The sequence below is a fragment of the Burkholderia sp. AU4i genome, assembly GCF_000466765.1.
GTDB classification, from domain to species: Bacteria; Pseudomonadota; Gammaproteobacteria; order Burkholderiales; family Burkholderiaceae; genus Burkholderia; species Burkholderia cepacia.
Map to the genome: position 1 here is coordinate 1 of NZ_ASSI01000081.1, position 23,417 is coordinate 23,417.

The window sequence follows — 23,417 nt, forward strand, 5'->3', positions numbered from 1 at the left end:
GCACGCCGCCGAACACGAGCGGCAGCAGCGACGCACCGCACGCGAGCGGCAGCACGAGCAGCCGCAGGCTGTCGAGCGGGAAGAAGAAGCTCTCGATCCAGTAGATGCCGGCGCCGAGCCAGAACATCGCGGACAGCGCGAACGCGAAGCCGAACACCATCGCGTCGTGCGGGAAGATGGTCGTATGGAGCAGCACGCCGTGCGCGACGAGCGCGGCGAACAGCAGCGCGCGGCCGGCCCCGCTCATCCCGGACGCGGCGGACGCGGGGACCGGCACGGCCGGCACGCTCGCGACGAGCGGCGTCGCGCCCTGGCGGTGCGTGCGCCAGCCTGCGACGGCAAGGCCGCCGTACAGGAATGCGGTGAGGGCATACAGTACAATATCCATGTTCGAAGTTTACACTAGGCCCCCTTCCCGCGACGGCTCCCTTTGTTCGGTTCCGCCGCGCCTTCGGGCCCCACTGTCCATCGCTCCCCATGCTCGACAATCTCACTCAACGGATGGCGCGCGTCGTCAAGACGCTGCGCGGCGAGGCCCGGCTTACCGAGGCGAACACGCAGGAGATGCTCCGCGAGGTGCGTCTCGCGCTGCTGGAGGCCGACGTTTCGCTGCCGGTCGTCCGCGAATTCATCGCCAAGGTCAAGGAAAAGGCGCTCGGCGAAGAAGTGATCAGCAGCCTGTCGCCGGGTCAGGCGCTCGTCGGCGTGGTCCAGAAGGAACTGACCGCCGTGATCGGCGGCGACTACGAAGGCAAGGCCGCCGAGCTGAACCTCGCGGTCACGCCGCCCGCGGTGATCCTGATGGCCGGCCTGCAGGGCGCGGGCAAGACCACGACCGCCGGCAAGCTCGCGAAGCTGCTGCGCGAGAAGTACAAGAAGAAGGTGCTGACCGTGTCGTGCGACGTGTATCGCCCGGCCGCAATCATGCAGCTGAAAACGGTGAGCGAACAGGTCGGCGCCGACTTCTTCCCGTCCACGCCGGATCAGAAGCCCGTCGACATCGCAGTCGCGGCCGTCGACTGGGCGAAGCGCCACTACCATGACGTGCTGATCGTCGATACGGCCGGCCGCCTCGGTATCGACGAGGCGATGATGCAGGAAATCGCCGCGCTGCACGGCACGCTGAAGCCGGCCGAAACGCTGTTCGTCGTCGACGCGATGCTCGGCCAGGACGCGGTCAACACCGCGAAGGCGTTCAACGACACGCTGCCGCTCACCGGTGTCGTGCTGACCAAGCTCGACGGCGATTCGCGCGGCGGCGCCGCGCTGTCGGTGCGTCACGTCACGGGCAAGCCGATCAAGTTCGTCGGCGTGGCCGAGAAGCTCGACGGTCTCGAGGTGTTCCACCCCGACCGGATGGCAAACCGGATCCTCGGCATGGGCGACATCCTCGCCCTCGTCGAGGAGGCGCAGCGCGGCGTCGACGTGCAGGCCGCGCAGAAGCTCGCCGACAAGGTCAAGAAAGGCGGCGACTTCGACCTGAACGATTTCCGCGCGCAGATCTCGCAGATGAAGAACATGGGCGGCCTGTCGTCGCTGATGGATAAGCTTCCGGCGCAGTTCCAGCAGGCGGCGGCCGGCGCCGACATGGGCCAGGCCGAGAAGTCGATCCGCCGGATGGAAGGCATCATCAGCTCGATGACGCCCGCCGAGCGCGCGAAACCCGAGATCATCAAGGCGACGCGCAAGCGCCGCATTGCAGCCGGCGCGGGCGTGCCGGTGCAGGAAGTCAACCGGATGCTGAACCAGTACGACCAGATGCGTACGATGATGAAGAAGCTGAAGGGCGGCAACATGCAGAAGATGATGCGCGGCCTGAAGGGCATGATGCCCGGCATGCGCTGATTCCGCCGATCGGCCGGCGCGCGGGTTTTTGCTGTAGCGCGCGCCGGCCGTTCTGCTTCATTCTTATTTGTATACCGACTGCCCGCCAGAACACATGAACCGCGAAGAAGCCCTCCACATTTTCAACCACTCCGAAGAGATCGTCTCGGCCGACGCCGTCAATGCGTCGATCTCCCGGATGGCCGACGCGATCCGCGCCGAGATCGGCGATGCGTTCCCGCTCGTTCTCTCGGTGATGGGCGGCGCCGCGGTGTTTACCGGGATGCTGCTGCCGCATCTCGATTTCCCGCTCGAATTCGACTACATCCACCTGACCCGCTACCGCAACACGACGCAGGGCAGCCCGGAAATGCACTGGCGCGTCGCGCCGCGCGAATCGGTGAAAGACCGGATCGTGCTCGTGCTCGACGACATCCTCGACGAAGGCGAGACGATGGCCGCGATCCGCGACCGCATCCTCGACATGGGCGCGAAGCGCTTCATGTCGGCCGTGCTGTGCGAGAAGACGCTCGCGAAGGCAAAGCCGCTGCACCCCGACTTCTGCGGCTTCGCGGTGCCGGATCGCTACGTGTTCGGCTGTGGGATGGATGCGAAGGGCTACTGGCGCAACCTGCCGACGATCCGCGCGCTGACCACGAACGTCTGAGCGCCCCGCTCCGCACTATAAGAAAGCGGCGCTCCGGTTTCCCGGAGCGCCGCTTTTTTGTGGGCACGCGCCGCGCCGCCTACAGCTGGTGCACAAATGCGCGGATGCCGCCCAGCATCATCTCGACCGAAATCGCGACGAGCACGAGGCCCATCAACCGCTCGAACGCCGCGACGGTCCGTTCGCCGATCCATTGCTGGATCCGCTCGGCCAGCACGAGCGTCACCGCGCAGACGATCATCGTGACCGTCAGCGCGCCGACCCACTCGAGCATCTTGCCGGGCCCCTGCGACGTCAGCAGCATCACCGTCGCGAGCGCCGACGGCCCGGCGAGCGCCGGAATCGCGAGCGGCACGATGAACGGCTCGCCGCCCGCGCGCGGATCGTTGCCGAGTGCGCCGTCCGGATGCGGGAAGATCATCCGCAGCGCAATCAGGAACAGCACGATCCCGCCGCCGAGCCGCAACGACAGGTCGGTGAGGCTCATCATCCGCAGGAAGCGGTCGCCGACCAGCATGAAGAACAGCAGGATCACGAACGCGATCCCCACTTCACGCAGGATCAGCTTCACGCGCCGCTCGCGCGGCACATCCCGCATGGCCGAAATGAACAGCGGGATGTTGCCGAGCGGATCGGTGATCAGCACCAGGAGCACGGTGGCCGACAGGAAGGTGTATTCCACCGCGTTCCCCGGTCGGTGCGCTTAGCGCGCGAGCGCGGCGCGGATCTTCTCCACGACCGTCGCCGCAGCCGCGTCGGCCGGCAGCAGCGTCGCTTCGGCGTCGCGGCGGCCCTGATACTCGATCTTGCCTTCCTTCAGGCCGCGCTCGCCGATCACGAGCCGATGCGGCACGCCGATCAGCTCCCAGTCGGCGAACATCACGCCCGGGCGCTCGCCGCGATCGTCGAGGATCACGTCGATGCCGGCCGCGGCGAGTTCCGCGTACAGCTTGTCGGCGGTCTCGCGCACCATGTCGCTGCGGTCATAGCCCATCGGGCACAGCACGACTTCGAACGGCGCGATCGATTCGGGCCAGATGATGCCGCGGTCGTCGAAGTTCTGCTCGATCGCCGCGCCGAGGATACGCGTGACGCCGACGCCGTAGCAGCCCATCAGCATCGGCTGCGGCTTGCCCGACTCGTCGAGGAACGTCGCGCCCATCGCTTCCGAATACTTGGTGCCGAGCTGGAACACATGGCCGACCTCGATGCCGCGGCAGATGTCGATCACGCCCTTGCCGTCCGGCGACGGGTCGCCCTTCTTCACGTTGCGCACGTCGGCGACGTCCGGCTCGGGCAGGTCGCGGCCCCAGTTCACGCCGGCGATGTGATAGTCGACCTCGTTCGCACCGACGACGAAGTCGCTCATGTTCGCGACCGTGCGATCGGCGATCACCTTCACCGGTTTCTTCGTGCCGACCGGGCCGAGGTAGCCCGGCGGCGTGCCGAACCACTCGACGATTTCCTGCTCGGTCGCGAAGCGGTGGTTCTTCAGGCCCGGCAGCTTCGACACCTTGATCTCGTTCAGGTCGTGGTCGCCGCGCAGCATCACGAGCCAGATGGTCGGCTCGGCGCCTTCGTTGTCGGTCGCGAGCACGATCGACTTGATCGTGCGCTCGAGCGGGATGGCCAGCAGTTCGGCGACGGCTTCGCACTTCGCCTTGCCCGGCGTCGCGACCTTTTCCATCGCTTCGGCCGGCGCCGCGCGTTCGGCGATCAGCGGCAGCGCTTCGGCCGCCTCGACGTTCGCCGCGAACTCGGACGTCGGGCAGTACGCGATCGCGTCCTCACCGGTGTCGGCGATCACGTGGAATTCGTGCGAGAAGTTGCCGCCGATCGAGCCGCTGTCGGCCGCGACCGCGCGGAACTCGAGGCCGAGACGCGTGAAGATGCGCACGTACGCGTCGTACATCTTGCGATACGACTCGTTCAGGCCGGCCGCATCCTTGTCGAACGAGTACGCGTCTTTCATGATGAATTCGCGGCCGCGCATCACGCCGAAGCGCGGACGGATCTCGTCGCGGAACTTCGTCTGGATCTGGTAGAAGTTCACCGGCATCTGCCGGTAACTCTTGATCTGGTTGCGCGCGATGTCGGTGATGACTTCCTCGTGCGTCGGCCCGATCACGAAGTCGTTGTCCTTGCGGTCCTTGAAGCGCAGCAGCTCGGGGCCGTACTGTTCCCAGCGGCCCGATTCCTGCCACAGCTCGGCCGGCTGCACGGCCGGCATCAGCAGCTCGATGGCGCCCGCCCGGTTCATTTCCTCGCGCACGATCGCCTCGACCTTGCGAATCGAACGCAGGCCGACCGGCAGGTAGTTATAGATGCCGCCGGCGACGCGACGGATCATGCCGGCGCGCACCATCAGCTTGTGGCTGACGATCTCTGCGTCGGCGGGTGCTTCTTTCAGGGTGCCGATAAAGAAACGGGAAGCTTTCATGCGGACGGTTCCAAAAACGGCGCCCCCAGGCGGGGCGCCCGAAAAAGTTTCAAGGTGAAAAAGCTGCGCGCGGCGAACAGCAATGGACGACGATGGCGCAGACGACGTAGCAGACTAATCAGGGACAATTCAGCCGGTGTACCCCGCGCGGATTCGCTCCGCTACGGTGCGCAGCGCCCGTTATCTGTTTATAATCAAAGCAATTTTAAAGGATTCGAAGGTGGTTGTATGCTGGATCGTGAAGGCTTTCGCCCGAACGTCGGCATCATCCTCTTGAACGCGCGCAACGAGGTGTTTTGGGGCAAGCGGCTCCGCGAGCATTCCTGGCAGTTTCCTCAAGGTGGGATCAAGTACGGCGAGACCCCCATGCAGGCGATGTACCGGGAGCTGCACGAGGAAACGGGCCTGCATCCGGAACACGTCAAGATAATCGGCCGCACTCGCGACTGGTTGCGTTATGAGGTGCCTGACAAGTTCATCAAACGCGAAGTACGCGGTCATTACCGCGGCCAGAAGCAGATCTGGTTCCTGCTGCGGATGGTCGGACGCGATTGCGACATTTGCTTGCGCGCGACCGACCACCCGGAGTTCGATGCGTGGCGCTGGAACGAGTACTGGGTGCCGCTCGATGCGGTGATCGAGTTCAAGCGGGATGTCTATCAGTTGGCGCTGACGGAACTGTCGCGCTTCCTGCGCCGCCCGGCGCAGCGAGCCGAGAAGCCGCGTGGGCCGCGTCTGTCGCGCTATCCGCGCGTCATTGGCGCACCGGCCCAGCAGACGCTGACGATTGTCGACGCATCGGTAGTCTGTTCGGAGATCGAAGTGGAAGCGAGCACGCTCGACGAGATGCCGCCCCACGTGATCGTCGGCAAATGACGAATCGAACTGCATGACCGGGCGCGACCTTGGTGTCGCGCCCTTTTTTTACGAGGAATGCATATTGAAAGCGATTGCTCTCGCGCTCGCATCGATTGCCGCGGTGGCCACGCTGGCAGGTTGCGCGAATTCGAAGACACCGAGCAACAAGGATGACAGCGAGTTCGTGTATCTGCTGGACCGCCAGGGAACCTGGAAGGAAAACACGGTCGACTCGCTGCCGCCGCTGCCGCAGGCGAGCGACCTGCTGCCGTTCAACGTATCGCAGAACACGCCGCTCAAGTTCTTCGTCGATGCGAAGTCGCTCGCGGTCGGCACCGACGGCGTCGTGCGCTACGCGGTCGTCGTCACGAGCCCGGCCGGCGCGCGCAACGTGAACTACGAGGGCATCCGCTGCGACACCTATGAATGGCGCCAGTATGCCGGCCTGAATTCGGACCACGACGGCTGGGATCGCACGGTCGAGAACGATTGGCAGCGCATCGAGAACGGCGAGCTGAATGCCTACCACTCGGCGCTGTATCAGGATTACTTCTGCGCGAACAAGATGCCGCAAGGCTCGACCCGGCAGATCCTGGAGAACATCCGGTTTCACCGTACCGCGATGAGTCAGTTGCGCTGATGGCGCGCGGCGCCCGCCGCCGCACTTTCTGCCGTCCGCTGCATGAAAAAGCCCGCATCACGCGGGCTTTTTCATTTGACGGCCTGAACCGGCAACGCGAATGATCACACCAGCACCAGATTGTCGCGATGGATCAGTTCGGGCTCCAGCATGTAGCCGAGCACGGATTCGATCTCGCCGCTCGGCTTGCGGTGAATCAGTTTCGTCTCCGCGCTGCTGTAGTTCGTGAGCCCGCGCGCCACTTCGCGCCCGTCGGGGCCGACACACGCGATGACTTCGCCGCGCGCGAACGCACCCTGTACGTCGATCACGCCGATCGGCAGCAGGCTCTTGCCGCCGGCCGTCAGTTTCTCGACCGCGCCCGCATCGATCACGACATGGCCGCGCACCTGCAGGTGGTCGGCCATCCACTGCTTGCGCGCCGCCATCCGTGCGGTACGTGCGATCAGTTGCGTGCCGATCGCCTCGCCGGCCGCCAGACGCACGAGCACGTCGGACTCCCTGCCGCTCGCGATTACCGTATTTGCACCGCTGTGCGCCGCGCGCTTCGCCGCGAGAATCTTCGTCAGCATCCCGCCGCGGCCAAGGCTCGAGCCCGCACCGCCCGCCATCGCCTCGAGTTCCGGCGCGCCCGCATTCGCTTCCGCGACGAGTGTCGCGCTCGGATCCTTGCGCGGATCGGCCGTAAACAGCCCCGACTGGTCGGTCAGGATGATCAGCGCATCGCCTTCGATCAGGTTTGCAACGAGCGCGCCGAGCGTGTCGTTGTCGCCGAACTTGATTTCATCGGTGACGACCGTGTCGTTCTCGTTGATGATCGGCACGACGCCGAGCCGCAACAGCGTCAGCAGCGTCGATCGCGCATTCAGGTAGCGCTCGCGATCCGCCAGATCGGCATGCGTCAGCAGGATCTGCGCGGTGCGGATGTCGTGCTCGGTGAAGCGGCTCTCGTAGACCTGCGCAAGCCCCATCTGGCCGACCGCGGCCGCCGCCTGCAACTCGTCGATTTCCCGCGGCCGCTTGCTCCAGCCGAGCCGCTGCATCCCTTCGGCAATCGCGCCCGAGCTGACGAGCACGACTTCCTTACCCTGGGCGCGCAACGCGGCGATCTGGGCCGCCCAGCGGCCGATTGCAGCATGATCGAGCCCCTTGCCGTCGTTGGTCACGAGGCTGGAGCCCACCTTCACCACCAATCGCTTCGAATCCGCGATGATCGAACGCATCCTGCACTGTCTCCTGTATCTGATGCCTGCCCGGCCGGGCGCGATCGAGCGCCGACGCCGGGCGGCACGCCCGGCGCGCTCCGGAACCACTCAGGCGTCGTCGCCCGGCGCGGCCTCGCCCTTCGCAGGCGGCGCGTCGCGGAAACGCACGTCCGCCGCGAGATCTTCCGCCTCCGCCGCGCGATGCGCGTCCGAATGTTCGGAGAGGTAGTCGTAGATCGCGTAGCACAGTGCTTCACAGCCCTGGCCCGTCAGTGCCGAAATCTCGAACACCGGGCCGTCCCACTCGAAGCGCTCGAGGAAATCCGCGACGCGCGCCTTGCGCTCGTCTTCCGGCACCATGTCGAGCTTGTTGAGCACGAGCCAGCGCGGCTTCTCGTAGAGCGCCTCGTCGTATTTGCGCAGCTCGCCGACGATCGCCGTCGCTTCGGCAACCGGATCGACGCTTTCGTCGAACGGCGCGAGATCGACCAGATGCAGCAGCACGCCGGTGCGCTGCAGGTGGCGCAGGAACTGATGGCCGAGGCCCGCGCCTTCGGCGGCACCCTCGATCAGCCCCGGGATGTCGGCGATCACGAAGCTCTTGCTCGGGCCGACCCGCACCACGCCGAGATTCGGCGCAAGCGTCGTGAACGGGTAGTCGGCGATCTTCGGCCGCGCATTCGACACCGACGAGATGAACGTCGACTTGCCTGCGTTCGGCATGCCGAGCAGGCCGACATCGGCGAGCACCTTCAGCTCGAGCTTCAGCATGCGACGTTCGCCGGGCTTGCCGTCCGTCTTCTGGCGCGGCGCGCGGTTCGTGCTCGACTTGAAATGCAGGTTGCCGAGCCCGCCGGCACCGCCCTGCGCAAGCATCACCTGCTGGTCGTGCTCGGTCAGGTCGGCGATCAGCTCGCCGGTATCCATGTCGCTGATGATCGTGCCGACCGGCATGCGCAGCGTGACGTCGTCGCCACCCTTGCCGTAACAATCCGAGCCTCGCCCGTTTTCGCCGTTGCGCGCCAGATGCTTCTTCGCGTAACGGTAGTCGATCAGCGTGTTGATGTTGCGGTCGGCGATCGCGTACACGCTACCGCCCCGACCGCCGTCGCCGCCGTCCGGCCCGCCGAACGGGACGAATTTCTCGCGGCGCATCGACGCACTGCCATCGCCTCCGTCGCCGGCGATGACTTCGATTCGTGCTTCGTCAATGAACTTCATTCGTCACTCCGCCCAGTATTTCCGCTATTGTGCCGCGCGCCGGCACGCTTGAACAATCTGCCGTTCGGCCGATCGTACGCCGGTTGCGCAACGGTCGCCGGAACGCGCACGCGCCCGGCGGCCAAATAAAAAAAGGCCCCGCGAAGACTGCGGGGCCTTTCGGCTACGAAGCCCGTGGGTGCCTGAACTTAGGCAGCCGCCGGGACGACGATGACCAGATGCTTCTTGTCCGCGCCCTTCGTCGCGAACTTGACGTGACCGTCGACCAGCGCGAACAGGGTGTGATCCTTGCCCATGCCGACGTTCTCGCCTGCGTGCATGCGCGTACCGCGCTGACGCACGATGATGCCGCCGGCATTGATTGCCTGGCCGCCGTACACTTTCACGCCGAGACGTTTCGACTCGGAGTCGCGGCCGTTCCGGGAAGAGCCGCCTGCCTTTTTGTGTGCCATCTGATTGCTCCTTTACCGAGGCGCTTACGCGTTGATCGCGTCGATGCGCAGCTCAGTGTAGTTCTGGCGGTGGCCGCCGTGCTTTTGGTAGTGCTTCCGGCGACGCATCTTGAAGATGGTGACCTTGGCATGACGACCGTGCGACACAACGGTGGCCTTGACGGAAGCCCCACTGACCAGCGGCGTACCGAACTTAATCGATTCGCCTTCGCCCACTGCGAGAACCTGGTCGAGCGTGATTTCAGCGTCAATGTCAGCCGGTATCTGTTCTACTTTGAGTTTTTCGCCAACGGCAACCTTGTACTGCTTGCCGCCGGTTTTTATGACCGCGTACATTGAGAACCTCACTCTGGATCCAATTTTTCCGCACACCACGCGCGGAAAACACGTGATTATACATGGGGTTAGCACCGAAGTCAAAACCGATCGACGATTGCCACGCGCGGGCCTCGGCCGAACGGCCAAATTCGCGGCTGCGGCACGTGTGACAGACCGGGATATCTCGGATTCGACTTATAATCCGCGGCATCACCCAATTCCATCATCATGTCGTCGTCCACCGCCTCCCCCACCCTCAGCGCCGCCCACCTGCTCGCTCCGATCACCAGCGACATGGAGCAGGTGAATCGCGTTATCCGGCAAAGCCTCGCGTCCGACGTGCTGTTGATCAACCAGATCGCCGAGTACATCATCGGCGCGGGCGGCAAGCGGCTGCGCCCGGCGTTGCTGCTGCTCGTCGCCGGTGCACTCGGCGAGACGTCGCACCAGCGGCACGTGCTGGCCGCCGTCGTCGAGTTCATCCACACGGCCACGCTGCTGCACGACGACGTCGTCGACGAATCCGAGCTGCGCCGCGGCCGCCAGACCGCCAATGCGCTGTTCGGCAACGCGGCGAGCGTGCTGGTAGGCGACTACCTCTATTCGCGCTCGTTCGAGATGATGGTCGGCGTCGGCAAGATGCGCGTGATGGAGATCCTGTCCGAAGCGACGACGATCATTTCCGAAGGCGAGGTGCTGCAGCTCCTCAACATGCACGACGCGGACGTCGACGAAGCGCGCTACATGCAGGTGATCCGCTACAAGACGGCCAAGCTGTTCGAGGCATCGGCACGCCTGGGCGCGGTGCTCGCGGGCGCCGATGCGCCGACCGAGGCCGCCGCCGCCGAATACGGCCGCCGGATCGGCACCGCATTCCAGATCATGGACGACTGGCTCGACTACGCGGGCACCGTCGAGGCAATGGGCAAGAATGCCGGCGACGACCTCCGCGAAGGCAAGCCGACACTGCCGCTCATCTATCTGATCGAGCGCGGCACGCCCGAGCAGGCAGCGCTGGCACGCGAGGCGATCGAACAGGGCGGCACCGATCGCTTCGACACGATTTTCGAAGCGATCACGCGCTCGGGCGCACTGGATCACACGCTCGAATGTGCGCGCCAGGAAGCGCAGGCGGCAGCGGCCGCGATCGCCGCATTCCCCGATTCAATCTACAAGGAGAGCCTGCTCGCGCTGTGCTCTTACTCGACGTCGCGGCAGTCCTGATTGCATGTCATGTGTCGCCGCCACGGCTGCGACACATGTTCGACACGGGAAAATCACCTGTCTCGAAAAATTTTTTCTCCAAGGGCTTCCCTTCTTGAAGAAACGTCGTTATAGTTATGTTCTTGCTTGACGACGCAGCGGTCTTGAAGAAGACGGCGAAATCGGAAGAGTAGAAATCGGGGTGTAGCTTAGCCTGGTAGAGCGCTACGTTCGGGACGTAGAGGCCGGAGGTTCGAATCCTCTCACCCCGACCAGATTTTGAAAAAACCGTGCACCATGTGCACGGTTTTTTTTCGTCCGGCCGCCGCGGCCCCCTCGTGTCGCGCACGACACATCACGGTCGCCGGCCTCTGCTATATTTCCCCCATCCCTGTCCTTCACTGCTCCTTCCAACGCGTGGACCAAATTCCCTTATGGGCGCAAATCGGCGCCGTCTTCCTGCTTCTCCTCTGTTCCAGCTTCTTTTCCATTTCCGAGACCGCGATGATGGCGCTCAATCGCCATCGGCTGAAGCATCTCGCCGGCCAGGGTGCGCTCGGCGCGAAAACCACGCAGGGGTTGCTGACGCGCACTGACCTGCTGCTCAGCGTGATCCTGATCGGCAACAACCTGTTCAACACGATCATCCCGGTCCTGACGACGTCGCTCGCGCTCCATACGTTCGGCCGCAACAACCTCGCGCTGTCGATCGCGACCGGCATCGTCGCGTTCCTGATCATCGTGTTCGCCGAAATCGCGCCGAAGATCGTCGGCGCGACGTTCCCCGAACGCATCGCACTGCCCGCGAGCCTCGTGATCGCGCCGCTGATGCGCGTGTTCAAGCCGGTCGTCTGGTTCGTCAACGCGCTCGCGAACGGCGTGCTGTGGGTGCTGCGCATCAACACGAAGAAGGGCCGCGACCAGCGGATGTCGGCCGACGAGCTGCGGGCCATCGTGCTCGAGTCGAGCAGTTTCATGCCGACCAAGCACCGCAGCATCCTGCTCAACCTGTTCGACCTCGAGAACATCACGGTCGACGACGTGATGGTGCCGCGCCGCCAGATCGAGTCGCTCAACTTCTACGCGCCGCTCGACGACGTCCTGCACCAGCTCGAAACCTGCTATCACAACCGGCTTGTCGTCTACGAAGGCGACATCGACAAGGTGCTCGGCGTGCTGCACGTCCGCAAGACGCTGACCGCGCTGCACAACCAGGAGTTCGACCGCGAGACGCTGCGCACGCTGCTCGCCGAGCCGTACTACGTGCCGTCGGGCACGCCGGTGGTCCAGCAGCTCCAGTTTTTCCAGGAAACGCGGCAGCGGACCGCGCTCGTCGTCAACGAGTACGGCGAACTCGAAGGCCTCGTCACGCCCGAAGACATCATCGAGGAGCTGATCGGCGAATTCACGACATCGATGCCGCGCAGCGAACGCGCGGGCGGCTGGGACGAGAACGGCGAATGCATCGTCTCGGCGAGCATGCCGCTGCGCGAACTGAATCGCTGGCTGCACCTGAAGCTGCCGACCGACGGGCCGAAGACGCTGAACGGACTGGTCCTCGAAATCCTCGAGGAAATTCCGGAAGACGACGTGTGCCTGAAAATCGGCGACGTGATGCTCGAGGTGATGCGCAGCGACGATCAGGCCGTGCGCACCGTCAAGCTCTTCAAGCCGCGCGGCTCGCGCACCGCACGCGCCGCCGCGCGTTAGCCGAACGGCCGACTGCCGGCGCCGCCCGCGACGCGCGACCATCTGCTGGTCACGGTCAACTGGCGGCCAGCGTGCCGGCTCACATGCATTTCACTCCTCCCGGGGCGCCGCTGCGCACGCAGCCGCCGCCCGCTCATTCCGATGCAACGCCCGTCACCGCACCGCGCGCGCTCGACGCGGCCCAGCTCGACGACGCGCCGGCCGTGCGGCTGCTGACGGACACGCTTCACGCGGCACGCGTGCGCGACGCATCCGACATCCACGTCGAACCGTTCGAAGCCGGCTGGCGCATCCGCCTGCGCATCGACGGCGTGCTGCACGAACATGCGCGGCCACCTCTTCATCTGCGCGACGCGCTCGTCACGCGGATCAAGGTGCTCGCACGCATGGACATCGCCGAGCGACGGCTCCCGCAGGACGGCAGGCTGCGCATCGCGATCGACGGCGGTACGCGCGGCGACTACCGCGTCAGTTCGCTGCCGACGTTGTTCGGTGAAAAACTCGTGCTGCGGCGCCTCGAAACCCTGCCGACCGACCTCACGCTCGCCCGTCTCGGCTTCGACGCGCAACAGGCGGCCGCGATGGAAGCCGCGATACGCGCACCGCATGGCCTCGTGCTCGTCACGGGCCCGACCGGCAGCGGCAAGACGCTGTCGCTCTACTGCGCGCTGCAGATGCTCGATCGCGACGCGCACAACGTCTGCACGGTGGAGGATCCCGCCGAGATCCAGCTCGACGGCATCAGCCAGGTCGGCGTCGCCGAAAAGGCGGGGCTCACGTTCGCGACGGCACTGCGCGCGCTGCTGCGGCAGGATCCGGACATCATCATGGTCGGCGAGATTCGCGATGCGGAGACGGCCGACGTCGCGATCAAGGCCGCGCAGACCGGCCATCTTGTGCTGTCGACGCTGCACACGAACGACGCGCCAGCCGCCGTCGCGCGGCTGCTCGACATCGGGGTCGCTCCATACAACCTCGCGGCCGCGCTGCACCTCGTCACCGCGCAGCGCCTCGTGCGGCGGCTGTGCACTACCTGCCGCATGCACTCGGACGCACCGGTGCCCGTATTGCACGACGCCGGCTGCGACCCGGCTGCTCTCGCCGCGGGATGGCGGCCGTTCGTCGCGCGAGGCTGTTCGGCCTGTCACGGCATCGGCTATCGCGGCCGCATCGGCCTGCATCAGACGATGCCGGTATCGCCCCGGCTGGCGGAACGCATCGTCGCCCGGGCAAGCGTCGGCGAACTCGCGCAATGCGCGGCGGCCGAAGGCGTGCGCAGTTTGCGCGACGCGGCGTTCGCGCGCGTCCGGGACGGCACGACGAGCATCGCGGAAGCCATCGCCGCGACACCTGCGGCATGAGCATGCGCACAACGCCGCGCGAAAGCCGCTTCGCATGGCGCGGCCGCCATCGCGACGGCACGCCACGCCGCGGGATCATCATCGCGTTCGACGCCGCGAATGCACGCGCCGCGCTCGCACGCGACGGCATCGCAGTCCTGTCGCTCGACATCCGCGGGCCGGCCCGGCCGCCAACGGCCGGCACGCGGGACGTCACGCGCTTCACGCGCCAGCTCGCGAGCCTCCTGCAGGCCGGGTTGCCGCTCGCGCCGTCGCTCGAGATGCTCGCGCGCACGCGGCCACGCGACGGCCTGCCGCGCATCGCCGCCGGTCTCGCACGCGAGATCGTCGCCGGCCATCGCTTCGCCGATGCACTCGCACGCTATCCGGCGCAGTTCGGCACACTGTATCGCCAGTTGATCGAGGTCGGCGAAGCGTCAGGCTCGCTCGGGGTCGTGCTGACCCGGGTCGCGGAGCACCGCGAGCGCGCCGACGCGCAATGGCGCAAGCTGCGGGCCGCGCTTGCCTATCCGGCGGCCGTCATCCTGTTCGGGCTCGCGATCTCGGCCGCGTTGATGGTGTGGGTCGTACCGACGTTCCGCCAGATCTTCGACGGTTTCGGCGCCGCACTGCCGGCACCGACCCGTGCGCTGCTCGCGTTGTCCTCGGCACTGTCGGCGTGGGGCGGTGTGCTGGTTGCCGGTACGGCGGCAGCCGCGCTGGCCGCCCATCGCGCACTACGGCTGTCGGCGCCACTGCGCCACGCCGTCGCGCGGCGCCTGCTGCAGGTCCCGCTCGCGGGGAGCGCGATGAGCCGGTTCGCGGCCGCGCGCTGGTGCCGATCGCTGGCGACGCTGCTTGGCGCCGGCGTGCCGCTCGCAGACGCCTTCACCACGCTCGAACGCACGGCCGGCCATCCCGTGTTCGAGCGCGCTACCGCCCACATTGCCGCCCACGTGCTGCGCGGCGCGCGTCTCGCGGACGCGATGCAGTCGGCCGGCTGCTTTCCGGACGACGTCGTGCAGCCGATCGCCGTCGCCGAGGAGACCGGTGCGCTCGACACGATGCTCGCCGACATCGCCGCGCTGTGCGAGCGCCAGCTCGACGCGCATCTCGATACGCTCGCCGCGCTCGGCGAACCGCTGATCGTGATCGTACTGGGCGCACTCGTCGGCGGCCTCGTGATCGCGATGTACCTGCCCATCCTTCAGCTCGGCAACGTGGTGTAGCATCGCAACCGATTCTGTCGCCTTTTAAGTCCGAACCTTGAGCCTCATGACGCCAGCGCCCTTGTCCGCCGTTACCGATTCGCCCGAGAGCACGCTGCTCGCGCTGGCGATGCTGCCGCCCGCGCTGCAGTACGCGTTCGCGGTCGTCATCGGCCTGTGCGTCGGCAGCTTCCTGAACGTGGTCGTGCACCGGCTGCCCGTGATGATGCAGCGCGCATGGCAGGCCGAGATCGACGAAGCGACCGGCAACACGCGTGCCACGCACGAAGACGGCTACCCGCCGCGCTACGATCTGTGGCGCCCGCGCAGCGCTTGCCCGCAGTGCGGCCACGTGCTGCGCGCATGGGAAAACATCCCGCTCGTCAGCTACCTGATCCTGCGCGGGCGCTGCCGACGCTGCGGCCACGCGATCGGCATCCGTTATCCGCTCGTCGAACTCGCATGCGCGCTGCTCGCCGCCGGCTCGCTCGCGGCATTCGGCCCGACCGTCGCCGCGCTCGCCGCGTTCGCGCTGTGCGCCGCGCTGCTCGCGATGAGCGCGATCGATATCCGCACAGGCTACCTGCCCGACTCGATGACGCTGCCGCTCCTCTGGGCCGGGCTCGTGCTGAACCTCGGCGGCACGTTCACATCGCTGCGCTCGGCCGTGATCGGGGCCATGGCCGGCTACCTGTTCCTGTGGTCGGTCTACTGGCTGTTCAAATGGCTGCGCGGCATCGAGGGCATCGGTTTCGGCGACCTGAAACTGCTCGCCGCGCTCGGCGCATGGATGGGCTGGGCCGCACTGCCGCAGGTCGTGCTGTTCGCCGCGGTGACGGGCGCGGTCGTCGGGCTCGTCGCGACCTGGCGCGGTCGCATGCGCTTCGAGGAGCCGATTCCGTTCGGCCCGTTCCTCGCGGCAGGCGGTGTCGCGACGCTGTTTTTCGGCACCCCTTTCTATTCGGCGCTCGGAGGCTGACATGTTCGCAATTGGACTCACCGGCGGCATCGGCAGCGGCAAGACGACCGTCGCCGACCTGTTCGCCGCCCGAGGCGCATCGCTGGTCGATACCGATCTGATCGCCCATCGCATCACCGCGCCGGGCGGCCTCGCGATGCCCGCGATCGAACAGGCATTCGGCCGCGGCTTCGTTGCTGCCGACGGCTCGCTCGACCGCGCGCAGATGCGCGCACTGATCTTCAGCGACGACGACGCGCGCCGGCGCCTCGAAGCGATCACGCACCCGCTGATCCGGGCGGAGACCGATCGTGAGGCGCGCGAAGCGCAAGGCCCATACGTGATATTCGTCGTGCCGCTGCTCGTCGAATCCGGCAACTGGAAGGCGCGCTGCGATCGCGTGCTCGTCGTCGACTGTCCGGTCGAAACGCAGATCGCACGCGTGATGCAGCGCAACGGCTTCACGCGCGAGCAGGTCGAGGCGATCATCGCGCGGCAGGCGTCGCGCGAGGCCCGCCTCGCGGCGGCCGACGACGTTATCGTCAACGACGCGACGACGCCCGATGCGCTTGCCGCGCAGGTCGATGCACTGCACCAACGCTATCTCGGGTTCGCGCTCGCTGCGCACTGAGCCTCGCGCGCGATCGTGATGGTGTACGAAATTGGCGCGTTGCTAGGGTAGAGCGTGGGCATTAGAATGTCCTGCATTGTTTCCATCCCTACCCAAGAGGCGAGCGCGCTTGATTCTTTACGAGTATCCGTTCAACGAGCGAATTCGCACGCTGTTGCGCCTCGAAGATCTCTTCGAGCGCTTCGCGTTCTTTTTGGCTCAGGAGGACCCGCGTGAACACCACGTCGCGCTGACGACGCTGTTCGAAATTGCCGAGGTAACGGGCCGCGCGGACCTGAAATCGGATCTGATGAAGGAGCTCGAACGTCAACGCCAGACGCTCGCCCCCTTTCGCGGCAATCCGGGCATCGAGCAGAACGCGCTCGAAGCCGTGCTCGGCGAAATCGAGCAGACGCTCGCGAATCTCGCGCAGATGCAGGGCAAGACCGGTCAGCACCTCGTCGACAACGAGTGGCTCGCCAGCATCCGCAGCCGTGCGGTGATTCCGGGCGGCACGTGCAAGTTCGACCTGCCGTCGTACTACGCATGGCAGCAATGGCCCGCCGAGCAGCGGCGCCAGGACATCGCGAAATGGATCCTGCCGATGCTGCCGCTGCGCGATGCCGCTGCGATCGTGCTGCGGCTCGCGCGCGAATCGGGCCAGGCGTCGAAGGTCATGGCGATGCAGGGCAGCTACCAGCAGATGTTGTCCGGCCGCACCTATCAGTTGATGCAGGTGCGCGTGGCGCCGGAATTGCGCGTCATCCCCGAGGCAAGCGCCAACAAATACATGCTGTGGGTACGGTTCACCATGCAGGACGGCGACGTGCGGCCGCGCGCGGTGGACATCGACGTGCCGTTCCATCTGACACTGTGCAATCTGTAACGGCCGCGTGCCGGTTCAACGCTTTCGTATGACTACCGTCGTGAAATGTCCTTCGTGCGGCGCGGAAGTGCGCTGGACGCCTGAAAACAAGTTCCGTCCCTTCTGTTCGGCCCGCTGCAAGCAGCTCGACCTCGGCGCATGGGCCGCGGAAAAGTATCGGATCGGCGGTTCCTCCGACGAGGGTCCGTCATCGGAAGAAGACGGCACGGACAACCGCCGCGACAGCTGAGCGGCGCGCAGCGCCGCCGTCCGCCGTGCCGCCCGCCGATCTGGCCCGCGTTTCAGGTGGGCCGCCACGGCGTCATTGGGACGCCGCTTCCTTCTCGAGCAGTTCGAGCACCGGCAGCGCCGCCGGCAACAGCGGCGCGACTTCGACCGGCAGTTGCTGCCACACGAACGCCTGCCCTTCCTTGCTGTGCGGCTCGCCCGTCCAGCCCGTCACCTTGCAGAAATAGAGCCGCACGTACGCATGCGGATAATCGTGCTCGAGCGTGTGCCAGCGGTGGCTGGCAGTGACTTCGATGCCGAGTTCCTCGTGCAGCTCGCGCGCCAGCGCGTCCTCGACGCTTTCGCCGGCCTCCAGCTTGCCGCCCGGGAACTCCCAGTAACCTTCATACGGCTTGCCCTTCAGCCGCTGCGCGAGCAGATACCGGCCGTCCGGCTGCACCATCACGCCGACCGCGACTTCCGTCACCTTGCGGCCGTCCGGCGCCCGCACGGCGCCCTGCGCCTGATCCGCGCTCATGCTTGCTCCTTGCGACCCGACCAGTCACGCGCAAACTGCCACGCGACGCGCCCCGACCGCGAGCCGCGCTCGAGCGCCCACACGAGCGCATCGCCGCGCGCGGACTCGATCTCCGCATCCGGGCAACCAAAATGACGCAGCCAGTGCCCGACGATGTCGAGATAGTCGTCCTGCTTGAACGGATAGAAGCTGACCCACAGACCGAAGCGCTCCGACAGCGAGATCTTCTCCTCGACGACTTCGCCGGGGTGAATCTCGCCATCCGGGAGATGCTTGTACGTCTCGTTGTCGCTCATGTACTCGGGCAGCAGATGGCGGCGGTTCGACGTCGCGTAGATCAGCACGTTGTCCGACTGCGCGGCGATCGAGCCGTCGAGCGCGACCTTCAGCGCCTTGTAGCCCGACTCGCCTTCCTCGAACGACAGGTCGTCGCAGAACACGATGAAACGTTCGGGACGCTGCGAGATCAGGTCGACGATGTCGCCGAGATCGTGCAGGTCGTCCTTGTCGACTTCGATCAGACGCAGCCCGTCCTTCGCATACGCGTTCAGGCACGCCTTGATCAGCGACGACTTGCCGGTACCGCGCGCGCCGGTCAGCAGCACGTTGTTCGCCGGCTTCTGCTGCACGAACTGCCGCGTGTTCTGGTCGATCAACCCTTTCTGGCGATCGATATTGTGGAGGTCGTCGAGCGTGATCGACGACACGGCCGGCACCGGCTGCAGATAACCGCGCCCCTGGCGCTTGCGCCAGCGGAATGCGTGTGCGGCATTCCAGTCGACCGCTGCCTGCGCGGGCGGCAACATCCCCTCGAGACGACCGAGCAGCGCTTCCGCGCGCGTCAGAAACTGTTCAAGCTTGTCCATGTCGTTCAGGCACTCCCGATCAGGAGCGGTAATCCGCGTTGATGCTCACGTAGTCGTGCGACAGGTCGCACGTCCAGATGGTGGCCTGTGCGTCGCCGCGGCCAAGCAGCACGCGGATCGTGATTTCGCTCTGCTTCATCACGCGCTGGCCGTCTTCTTCCTGGTAAGCCGGGTTGCGGCCGCCCGCCTTCGCGACGAGCACATCGTCGAGATAGAGGTCGATCTTGCCGACGTCGAGATCGGCGACGCCCGCATAGCCGATCGCCGCGAGAATCCGGCCGAGGTTGGGGTCGGATGCGTAGAAGGCGGTCTTCACGAGCGGCGAATGGCCGATTGCGTAAGCGATCTGGCGGCATTCCGCGACGCTCTTGCCGCCTTCGACCTGCACCGTCATGAATTTCGTCGCACCTTCGCCATCGCGCACGATCAGCTGCGACAGCACCTGCGCGACTTCCGTCACCGCATCGCGCAGTGCCGCATAGGCCGGCGAATCCGTCGACGTGATCGCCGGCAGCGTGCTCTTGCCCGACGCGATCAGGATGAACGAGTCGTTCGTCGACGTGTCGCCGTCGATCGTGATGCAGTTGAACGAGCGGTCGGCCACTTCCTTCACGAGCGTGTCGAGCACCGGCTGCGCGACGTTCGCGTCGAACGCGAGGAAGCCCAGCATCGTCGCCATGTTCGGCTTGATCATGCCGGCGCCCTTGCTGATGCCCGTCAGCGTGACCGTGTGACCGTCGATCGTCACCTGGCGGGACGTGGCCTTCGGCAGCGTATCGGTCGTCATGATCGCCTGCGCGGCATCAAACCAGTTCGCGGCCTTGCGGTTCGCGAGCGCGGCCGGCAGCCCGGCCTTCAGGCGGTCGATCGGCAGCGGCTCGAGGATCACGCCGGTCGAGAACGGCAGCACCTGCGCCGGCTCGATGCCCGCGAGACGCGCGAGTTCCGTGCAGGTCTCGCGTGCGTTCACGAGGCCCGGCTCGCCGGTGCCCGCATTTGCATTGCCCGTATTCACGACCAGCGCGCGGATGCCTGCGCCGCCCGCCCGTACCTTCGCCAGATGCTCGCGGCAGACGGTGACCGGCGCCGCGCAGAAACGGTTTTCGGTGAATACGCCCGCGACCGTCGCGCCTTCGTCGACGGAGATGACCAGCACGTCCTTGCGATTCGGCTTGCGGATGTTCGCTTCCGCCCAGCCGAGCGTGACGCCGGCGACGGGATGCAGTTGGGCGGGATCGATCGACGGAAAATTGACAGCCATGGGGCACACCTGCCGGATGGAAAATGCCGGCACGTGCCGGCATCGATTGGAAGAACCGGCGGCCCCACGCGGGCCGCCACAACTCACATCACTGACTCGAAGCTGCGAACGACGCGGCACGCGTGACGCGCGCCGCCGCCGATCATGACAGCTTCCCGTGACATTGCTTGTACTTCTTGCCGCTGCCGCACGGGCACGGGTCGTTGCGGCCGACCTTCGGCATTTCGCCGCCGGGGCCGCTGTGCGTCATCGCGCTGCCGACCATGTCGGCCGTTGCCGTGGCCGCCGCGGCAGTCGTGACGCTCGCCACCGGCGCACCGGCTTCCGCGTAATCGGCGTGCTGGTACTCGACGTTCTCGAGATGACCTGCGCGCTCCTCGATCTGCTCGGCCGCTTCCTCGAGCTGTTCCGGCGACTGGATCTGCACGTTCATCACGACGCGCGTGACTTCCTGCTTGATCGCCTCGAGCATCGCGGCGAACAGCTCGAACGCTTCGCGCTTGTATTCCTGCTTCGGGTTCTTCTGCGCATAGCCGCGCAGGTGGATGCCCTGGCGCAGATGGTCGAGCGCCGCGAGGTGCTCGCGCCACAGGCGGTCGACCGTCTGCAGCATCACCGAGCGCTCGAATGCGCTGAACGATTCGCGGCCGACCATCGCGACCTTCGCCTCGTACTGCTCGTCGGCGGCCGTCATCACGGCGTCGAGAATCTCCTCGGCCGTAATCGACGACGACTCGTTCACCATTTCCTGGATCGCGAGGTCGAGCTGCCAGTCGTTGCGCAGCGCTTCCTCGAGCTCGGGCACGTCCCACTGCTCCTCGATGCTGCCTTCCGGCACGAACTGGCGGACGACTTCGGCGATCACGCCGTGACGCATCGCGGAGATCGTCTCGGTGATGTCGTGCGCTTCGAGCAGCTCGTTGCGCTGCTGGTAGATGACCTTGCGCTGGTCGTTCGACACGTCGTCGTATTCGAGCAGCTGCTTGCGGATGTCGAAGTTGCGCGCTTCGACCTTGCGCTGCGCGGACTCGATCGAGCGCGTGACGATGCCGGCCTCGATCGCCTCGCCTTCCGGCATCTTCAGGCGATCCATGATCGAACGCACGCGGTCGCCCGCGAAGATGCGCAGCAGCGGATCGTCGAGCGACAGGTAGAAGCGCGACGAGCCCGGATCGCCCTGGCGGCCCGCACGGCCGCGCAGCTGGTTGTCGATCCGGCGCGATTCGTGGCGCTCGGTGCCGATGATGTGCAGGCCGCCAGCGGCCTTCACCTGCTCGTGCAGCGTTTCCCACTCGTCGTGCAACTGCTGGATGCGGCGCGCCTTTTCGTCGGCCGGGATCGCGTCGTCGGCCTCGATGAACGCGGCCTGCTTCTCGGCATTGCCGCCGAGCACGATGTCGGTACCGCGGCCGGCCATGTTGGTCGCGATCGTGACGCGCTTCGGACGGCCGGCTTCCGCGACGATCGCCGCTTCGCGCTCGTGCTGCTTCGCGTTCAGCACCTCATGCGGCAGCCCGGCCTGCTTCAGCAGGTGCGACAGCAGTTCCGAGTTCTCGATCGACGTCGTGCCGACCAGCACCGGCTGGCCGCGCTCGTAGCAGTCGCGGATGTCGCGGATCACCGCGTCGTAGCGCTCCTTGGCCGTCTTGTAGATCTGGTCCTGCTTGTCGATCCGCTTCGGCGGGCGGTTGGTCGGGATCACGACCGTCTCGAGGCCGTAGATCTCGTTGAATTCGTACGCTTCGGTGTCCGCGGTACCGGTCATGCCGGCCAGCTTCGCGTACATCCGGAAGTAGTTCTGGAACGTGATCGACGCGAGCGTCTGGTTCTCGCTCTGGATCTTCACGTGTTCCTTCGCCTCGACCGCCTGGTGCAGGCCGTCGGACCAGCGGCGGCCGGCCATCAGGCGGCCCGTGAATTCGTCGACGATGACCACTTCGCCGTTCTGCACGACGTAGTGCTGATCCTTGTGGAACAGCGTGTGTGCGCGCAGCGCCGCGTACACGTGGTGCATCAGCGTGATGTTCTGCGGCGCGTACAGGCTCTCGCCCTCGCCGATCAGGCCCCATTCGGCGAGCAGGCGCTCGGCCTTCTCGTGGCCCGATTCCGTCAGGAACACCTGGCGGGCCTTCTCGTCGAGCGTGTAGTCGCCCGGCTTCTCGACACCCGTGCCGTCGGCCTTCTCTTCGCCGATCTGGCGCTCGAGCAGCGGCGGCAGTGCGTTCATCCGCACGTACAGCTCGGTGTGATCCTCGGCCTGGCCCGAAATGATCAGCGGCGTGCGCGCTTCGTCGATCAGGATCGAGTCCACTTCGTCGACGACCGCGAAGTTCAGTGCCCGCTGCACACGCGCGTCGGTCTCGTAGACCATGTTGTCGCGCAGGTAGTCGAAGCCGAACTCGTTGTTCGTGCCGTACGTGATGTCCGCCGCATAAGCCTGCTGCTTCTGGTCGTGCTCCATGCCGGACAGGTTGATGCCGACCGACAGACCGAGGAAGTTGTAGAGGCGCGCCATCCATTCGGCGTCGCGCTGCGCGAGGTAATCGTTGACGGTCACGACGTGCACGCCGCGGCCGGCCAGCGCGTTCAGGTACACGGGCAGCGTCGCGACGAGCGTCTTGCCCTCGCCGGTGCGCATTTCCGCGATCTTGCCGTAGTGGAGCACCATGCCGCCGATCATCTGCACGTCGAAGTGCCGCATCTTCAGCACGCGGCGGCTCGCCTCGCGGCAGACCGCGAAGGCCTCGGGCAGCAGCTTGTCGAGCGACTCGCCGGCCGCGACCCGCTGGCGGAATTCGTCCGTCTTGCCGCGCAACTGGTCGTCCGTCAGCTTCTCGATCTGCGTTTCGAGCGCATTGATCGTCGCGACGGTCTTTTGGTATTGCTTGACGAGCCGCTGGTTGCGGCTGCCAAAAATTTTCTGGAGAAAACCGGTTGTCATCGGATCGGATCCTGCGTCGCAGCACCGGCGCCCGGCGCGTGTTGCGCGCCCCGACGCCCGAGCC

At 66.0% G+C, this 23,417-nt stretch carries 22 protein-coding genes, 1 tRNA gene and 1 pseudogene; 13 read left to right on the plus strand and 11 right to left on the minus strand.

Annotated elements, in window-relative coordinates:
* Positions 1–388 (minus strand): annotated as a pseudogene (locus tag L810_RS18960) (inner membrane protein YpjD); the annotation flags it as partial.
* 89 nt (positions 389–477) lie between these two features.
* Between L810_RS18960 and ffh the strand changes: the two are divergent.
* Positions 478–1,845 (plus strand): signal recognition particle protein, encoded by a 1,368-nt coding sequence (gene ffh, locus L810_RS18965; RefSeq protein ID WP_021159890.1) that lies wholly within the window; start codon positions 478–480, stop codon positions 1,843–1,845.
* Between the two features lie 94 nt (positions 1,846–1,939).
* Complete coding sequence (locus tag L810_RS18970) at positions 1,940–2,491, plus strand: hypoxanthine-guanine phosphoribosyltransferase (RefSeq protein ID WP_021159891.1); 552 nt, start codon at positions 1,940–1,942, stop codon at positions 2,489–2,491.
* 79 nt (positions 2,492–2,570) lie between these two features.
* Here the strand turns inward: L810_RS18970 and L810_RS18975 are convergent, their stop codons facing one another.
* The gene (locus L810_RS18975) at positions 2,571–3,173 is read right to left on the minus strand and encodes a MarC family protein (RefSeq protein ID WP_009688453.1); all 603 of its coding nucleotides are present in this window, start codon (positions 3,171–3,173) and stop codon (positions 2,571–2,573) included.
* Between the two features lie 21 nt (positions 3,174–3,194).
* The gene (locus L810_RS18980; protein ID WP_021159892.1) at positions 3,195–4,931 is read right to left on the minus strand and encodes a proline--tRNA ligase; all 1,737 of its coding nucleotides are present in this window, start codon (positions 4,929–4,931) and stop codon (positions 3,195–3,197) included.
* Between the two features lie 228 nt (positions 4,932–5,159).
* Here L810_RS18980 and L810_RS18985 point away from each other — a divergent pair, with 228 nt between their 5' ends.
* Positions 5,160–5,807: an RNA pyrophosphohydrolase gene (locus tag L810_RS18985; protein ID WP_042975352.1), complete on the plus strand. Its 648-nt coding sequence runs from the start codon at positions 5,160–5,162 to the stop codon at positions 5,805–5,807.
* A 13-nt stretch (positions 5,808–5,820) separates the two neighbouring features.
* Positions 5,821–6,429, plus strand: a complete 609-nt coding sequence (locus L810_RS18990) for a CNP1-like family protein (RefSeq protein WP_021159894.1) — start codon at positions 5,821–5,823, stop codon at positions 6,427–6,429.
* Between the two features lie 104 nt (positions 6,430–6,533).
* On the opposite strand, the gene proB is transcribed toward L810_RS18990, so the two are convergent.
* The 4 genes from proB to rplU all read right to left on the minus strand — a co-directional run bounded on the left by proB (position 6,534) and on the right by rplU (position 9,643).
* Entirely contained in the window at positions 6,534–7,652 is a 1,119-nt protein-coding gene (proB, locus tag L810_RS18995; RefSeq protein ID WP_042975353.1) for a glutamate 5-kinase, read from the minus strand.
* A 90-nt stretch (positions 7,653–7,742) separates the two neighbouring features.
* Positions 7,743–8,855, minus strand: coding sequence for a GTPase ObgE (obgE, locus tag L810_RS19000; RefSeq protein WP_042975354.1), 1,113 nt, complete (start codon positions 8,853–8,855; stop codon positions 7,743–7,745).
* Between the two features lie 188 nt (positions 8,856–9,043).
* Positions 9,044–9,307 carry a 50S ribosomal protein L27 gene (gene rpmA, locus L810_RS19005; RefSeq protein WP_006476999.1) on the minus strand — a complete coding sequence of 88 codons (264 nt, stop codon included), beginning with the start codon at positions 9,305–9,307 and terminating at the stop codon, positions 9,044–9,046.
* A gap of 24 nt (positions 9,308–9,331) precedes the next feature.
* The gene (rplU, locus tag L810_RS19010; RefSeq protein WP_006025184.1) at positions 9,332–9,643 is read right to left on the minus strand and encodes a 50S ribosomal protein L21; all 312 of its coding nucleotides are present in this window, start codon (positions 9,641–9,643) and stop codon (positions 9,332–9,334) included.
* Between the two features lie 210 nt (positions 9,644–9,853).
* On the opposite strand from rplU, the gene L810_RS19015 reads away from it, so the two are divergent.
* The 9 genes from L810_RS19015 to L810_RS19055 all read left to right on the plus strand — a co-directional run bounded on the left by L810_RS19015 (position 9,854) and on the right by L810_RS19055 (position 17,769).
* Positions 9,854–10,849 (plus strand): polyprenyl synthetase family protein, encoded by a 996-nt coding sequence (locus tag L810_RS19015; RefSeq protein WP_042975355.1) that lies wholly within the window; start codon positions 9,854–9,856, stop codon positions 10,847–10,849.
* Positions 10,850–11,026: 177 nt separating this feature from the next.
* Positions 11,027–11,103: transfer RNA gene (locus L810_RS19020), tRNA-Pro, on the plus strand.
* A gap of 142 nt (positions 11,104–11,245) precedes the next feature.
* Positions 11,246–12,538: an HlyC/CorC family transporter gene (locus L810_RS19025; RefSeq protein ID WP_021159896.1), complete on the plus strand. Its 1,293-nt coding sequence runs from the start codon at positions 11,246–11,248 to the stop codon at positions 12,536–12,538.
* Positions 12,539–12,621: 83 nt separating this feature from the next.
* Entirely contained in the window at positions 12,622–13,899 is a 1,278-nt protein-coding gene (locus L810_RS19030; RefSeq protein WP_021159897.1) for a GspE/PulE family protein, read from the plus strand.
* Entirely contained in the window at positions 13,896–15,107 is a 1,212-nt protein-coding gene (locus L810_RS19035; RefSeq protein ID WP_021159898.1) for a type II secretion system F family protein, read from the plus strand. Before L810_RS19030 ends, L810_RS19035 begins: the two co-directional genes overlap by 4 nt.
* A 46-nt stretch (positions 15,108–15,153) precedes the next feature.
* Positions 15,154–16,065 (plus strand): prepilin peptidase, encoded by a 912-nt coding sequence (locus tag L810_RS19040; protein WP_021159899.1) that lies wholly within the window; start codon positions 15,154–15,156, stop codon positions 16,063–16,065.
* A gap of 1 nt (position 16,066) precedes the next feature.
* A complete protein-coding gene (gene coaE, locus L810_RS19045) occupies positions 16,067–16,675 on the plus strand; it encodes a dephospho-CoA kinase (protein ID WP_021159900.1) in 609 nt (202 codons plus the stop codon).
* 109 nt (positions 16,676–16,784) lie between these two features.
* The gene (zapD, locus tag L810_RS19050; protein ID WP_021159901.1) at positions 16,785–17,540 is read left to right on the plus strand and encodes a cell division protein ZapD; all 756 of its coding nucleotides are present in this window, start codon (positions 16,785–16,787) and stop codon (positions 17,538–17,540) included.
* A gap of 28 nt (positions 17,541–17,568) precedes the next feature.
* Entirely contained in the window at positions 17,569–17,769 is a 201-nt protein-coding gene (locus tag L810_RS19055; protein WP_021159902.1) for a DNA gyrase inhibitor YacG, read from the plus strand.
* A 72-nt stretch (positions 17,770–17,841) separates the two neighbouring features.
* Here the strand turns inward: L810_RS19055 and L810_RS19060 are convergent, their stop codons facing one another.
* From L810_RS19060 to secA, 4 genes are all read right to left on the minus strand, one after another.
* A complete protein-coding gene (locus L810_RS19060; RefSeq protein ID WP_021159903.1) occupies positions 17,842–18,285 on the minus strand; it encodes an NUDIX domain-containing protein in 444 nt (147 codons plus the stop codon).
* Positions 18,282–19,151: an ATP-binding protein gene (locus L810_RS19065; protein WP_021159904.1), complete on the minus strand. Its 870-nt coding sequence runs from the start codon at positions 19,149–19,151 to the stop codon at positions 18,282–18,284. The genes L810_RS19060 and L810_RS19065 overlap by 4 nt, the downstream gene beginning before the upstream one ends.
* Positions 19,152–19,170: 19 nt before the next feature.
* Positions 19,171–20,412 carry a bifunctional glutamate N-acetyltransferase/amino-acid acetyltransferase ArgJ gene (gene argJ, locus L810_RS19070; protein WP_021159905.1) on the minus strand — a complete coding sequence of 414 codons (1,242 nt, stop codon included), beginning with the start codon at positions 20,410–20,412 and terminating at the stop codon, positions 19,171–19,173.
* 142 nt (positions 20,413–20,554) lie between these two features.
* The gene (secA, locus tag L810_RS19075; protein WP_021159907.1) at positions 20,555–23,353 is read right to left on the minus strand and encodes a preprotein translocase subunit SecA; all 2,799 of its coding nucleotides are present in this window, start codon (positions 23,351–23,353) and stop codon (positions 20,555–20,557) included.
* Between the last annotated feature and the right edge of the window lie 64 nt (positions 23,354–23,417).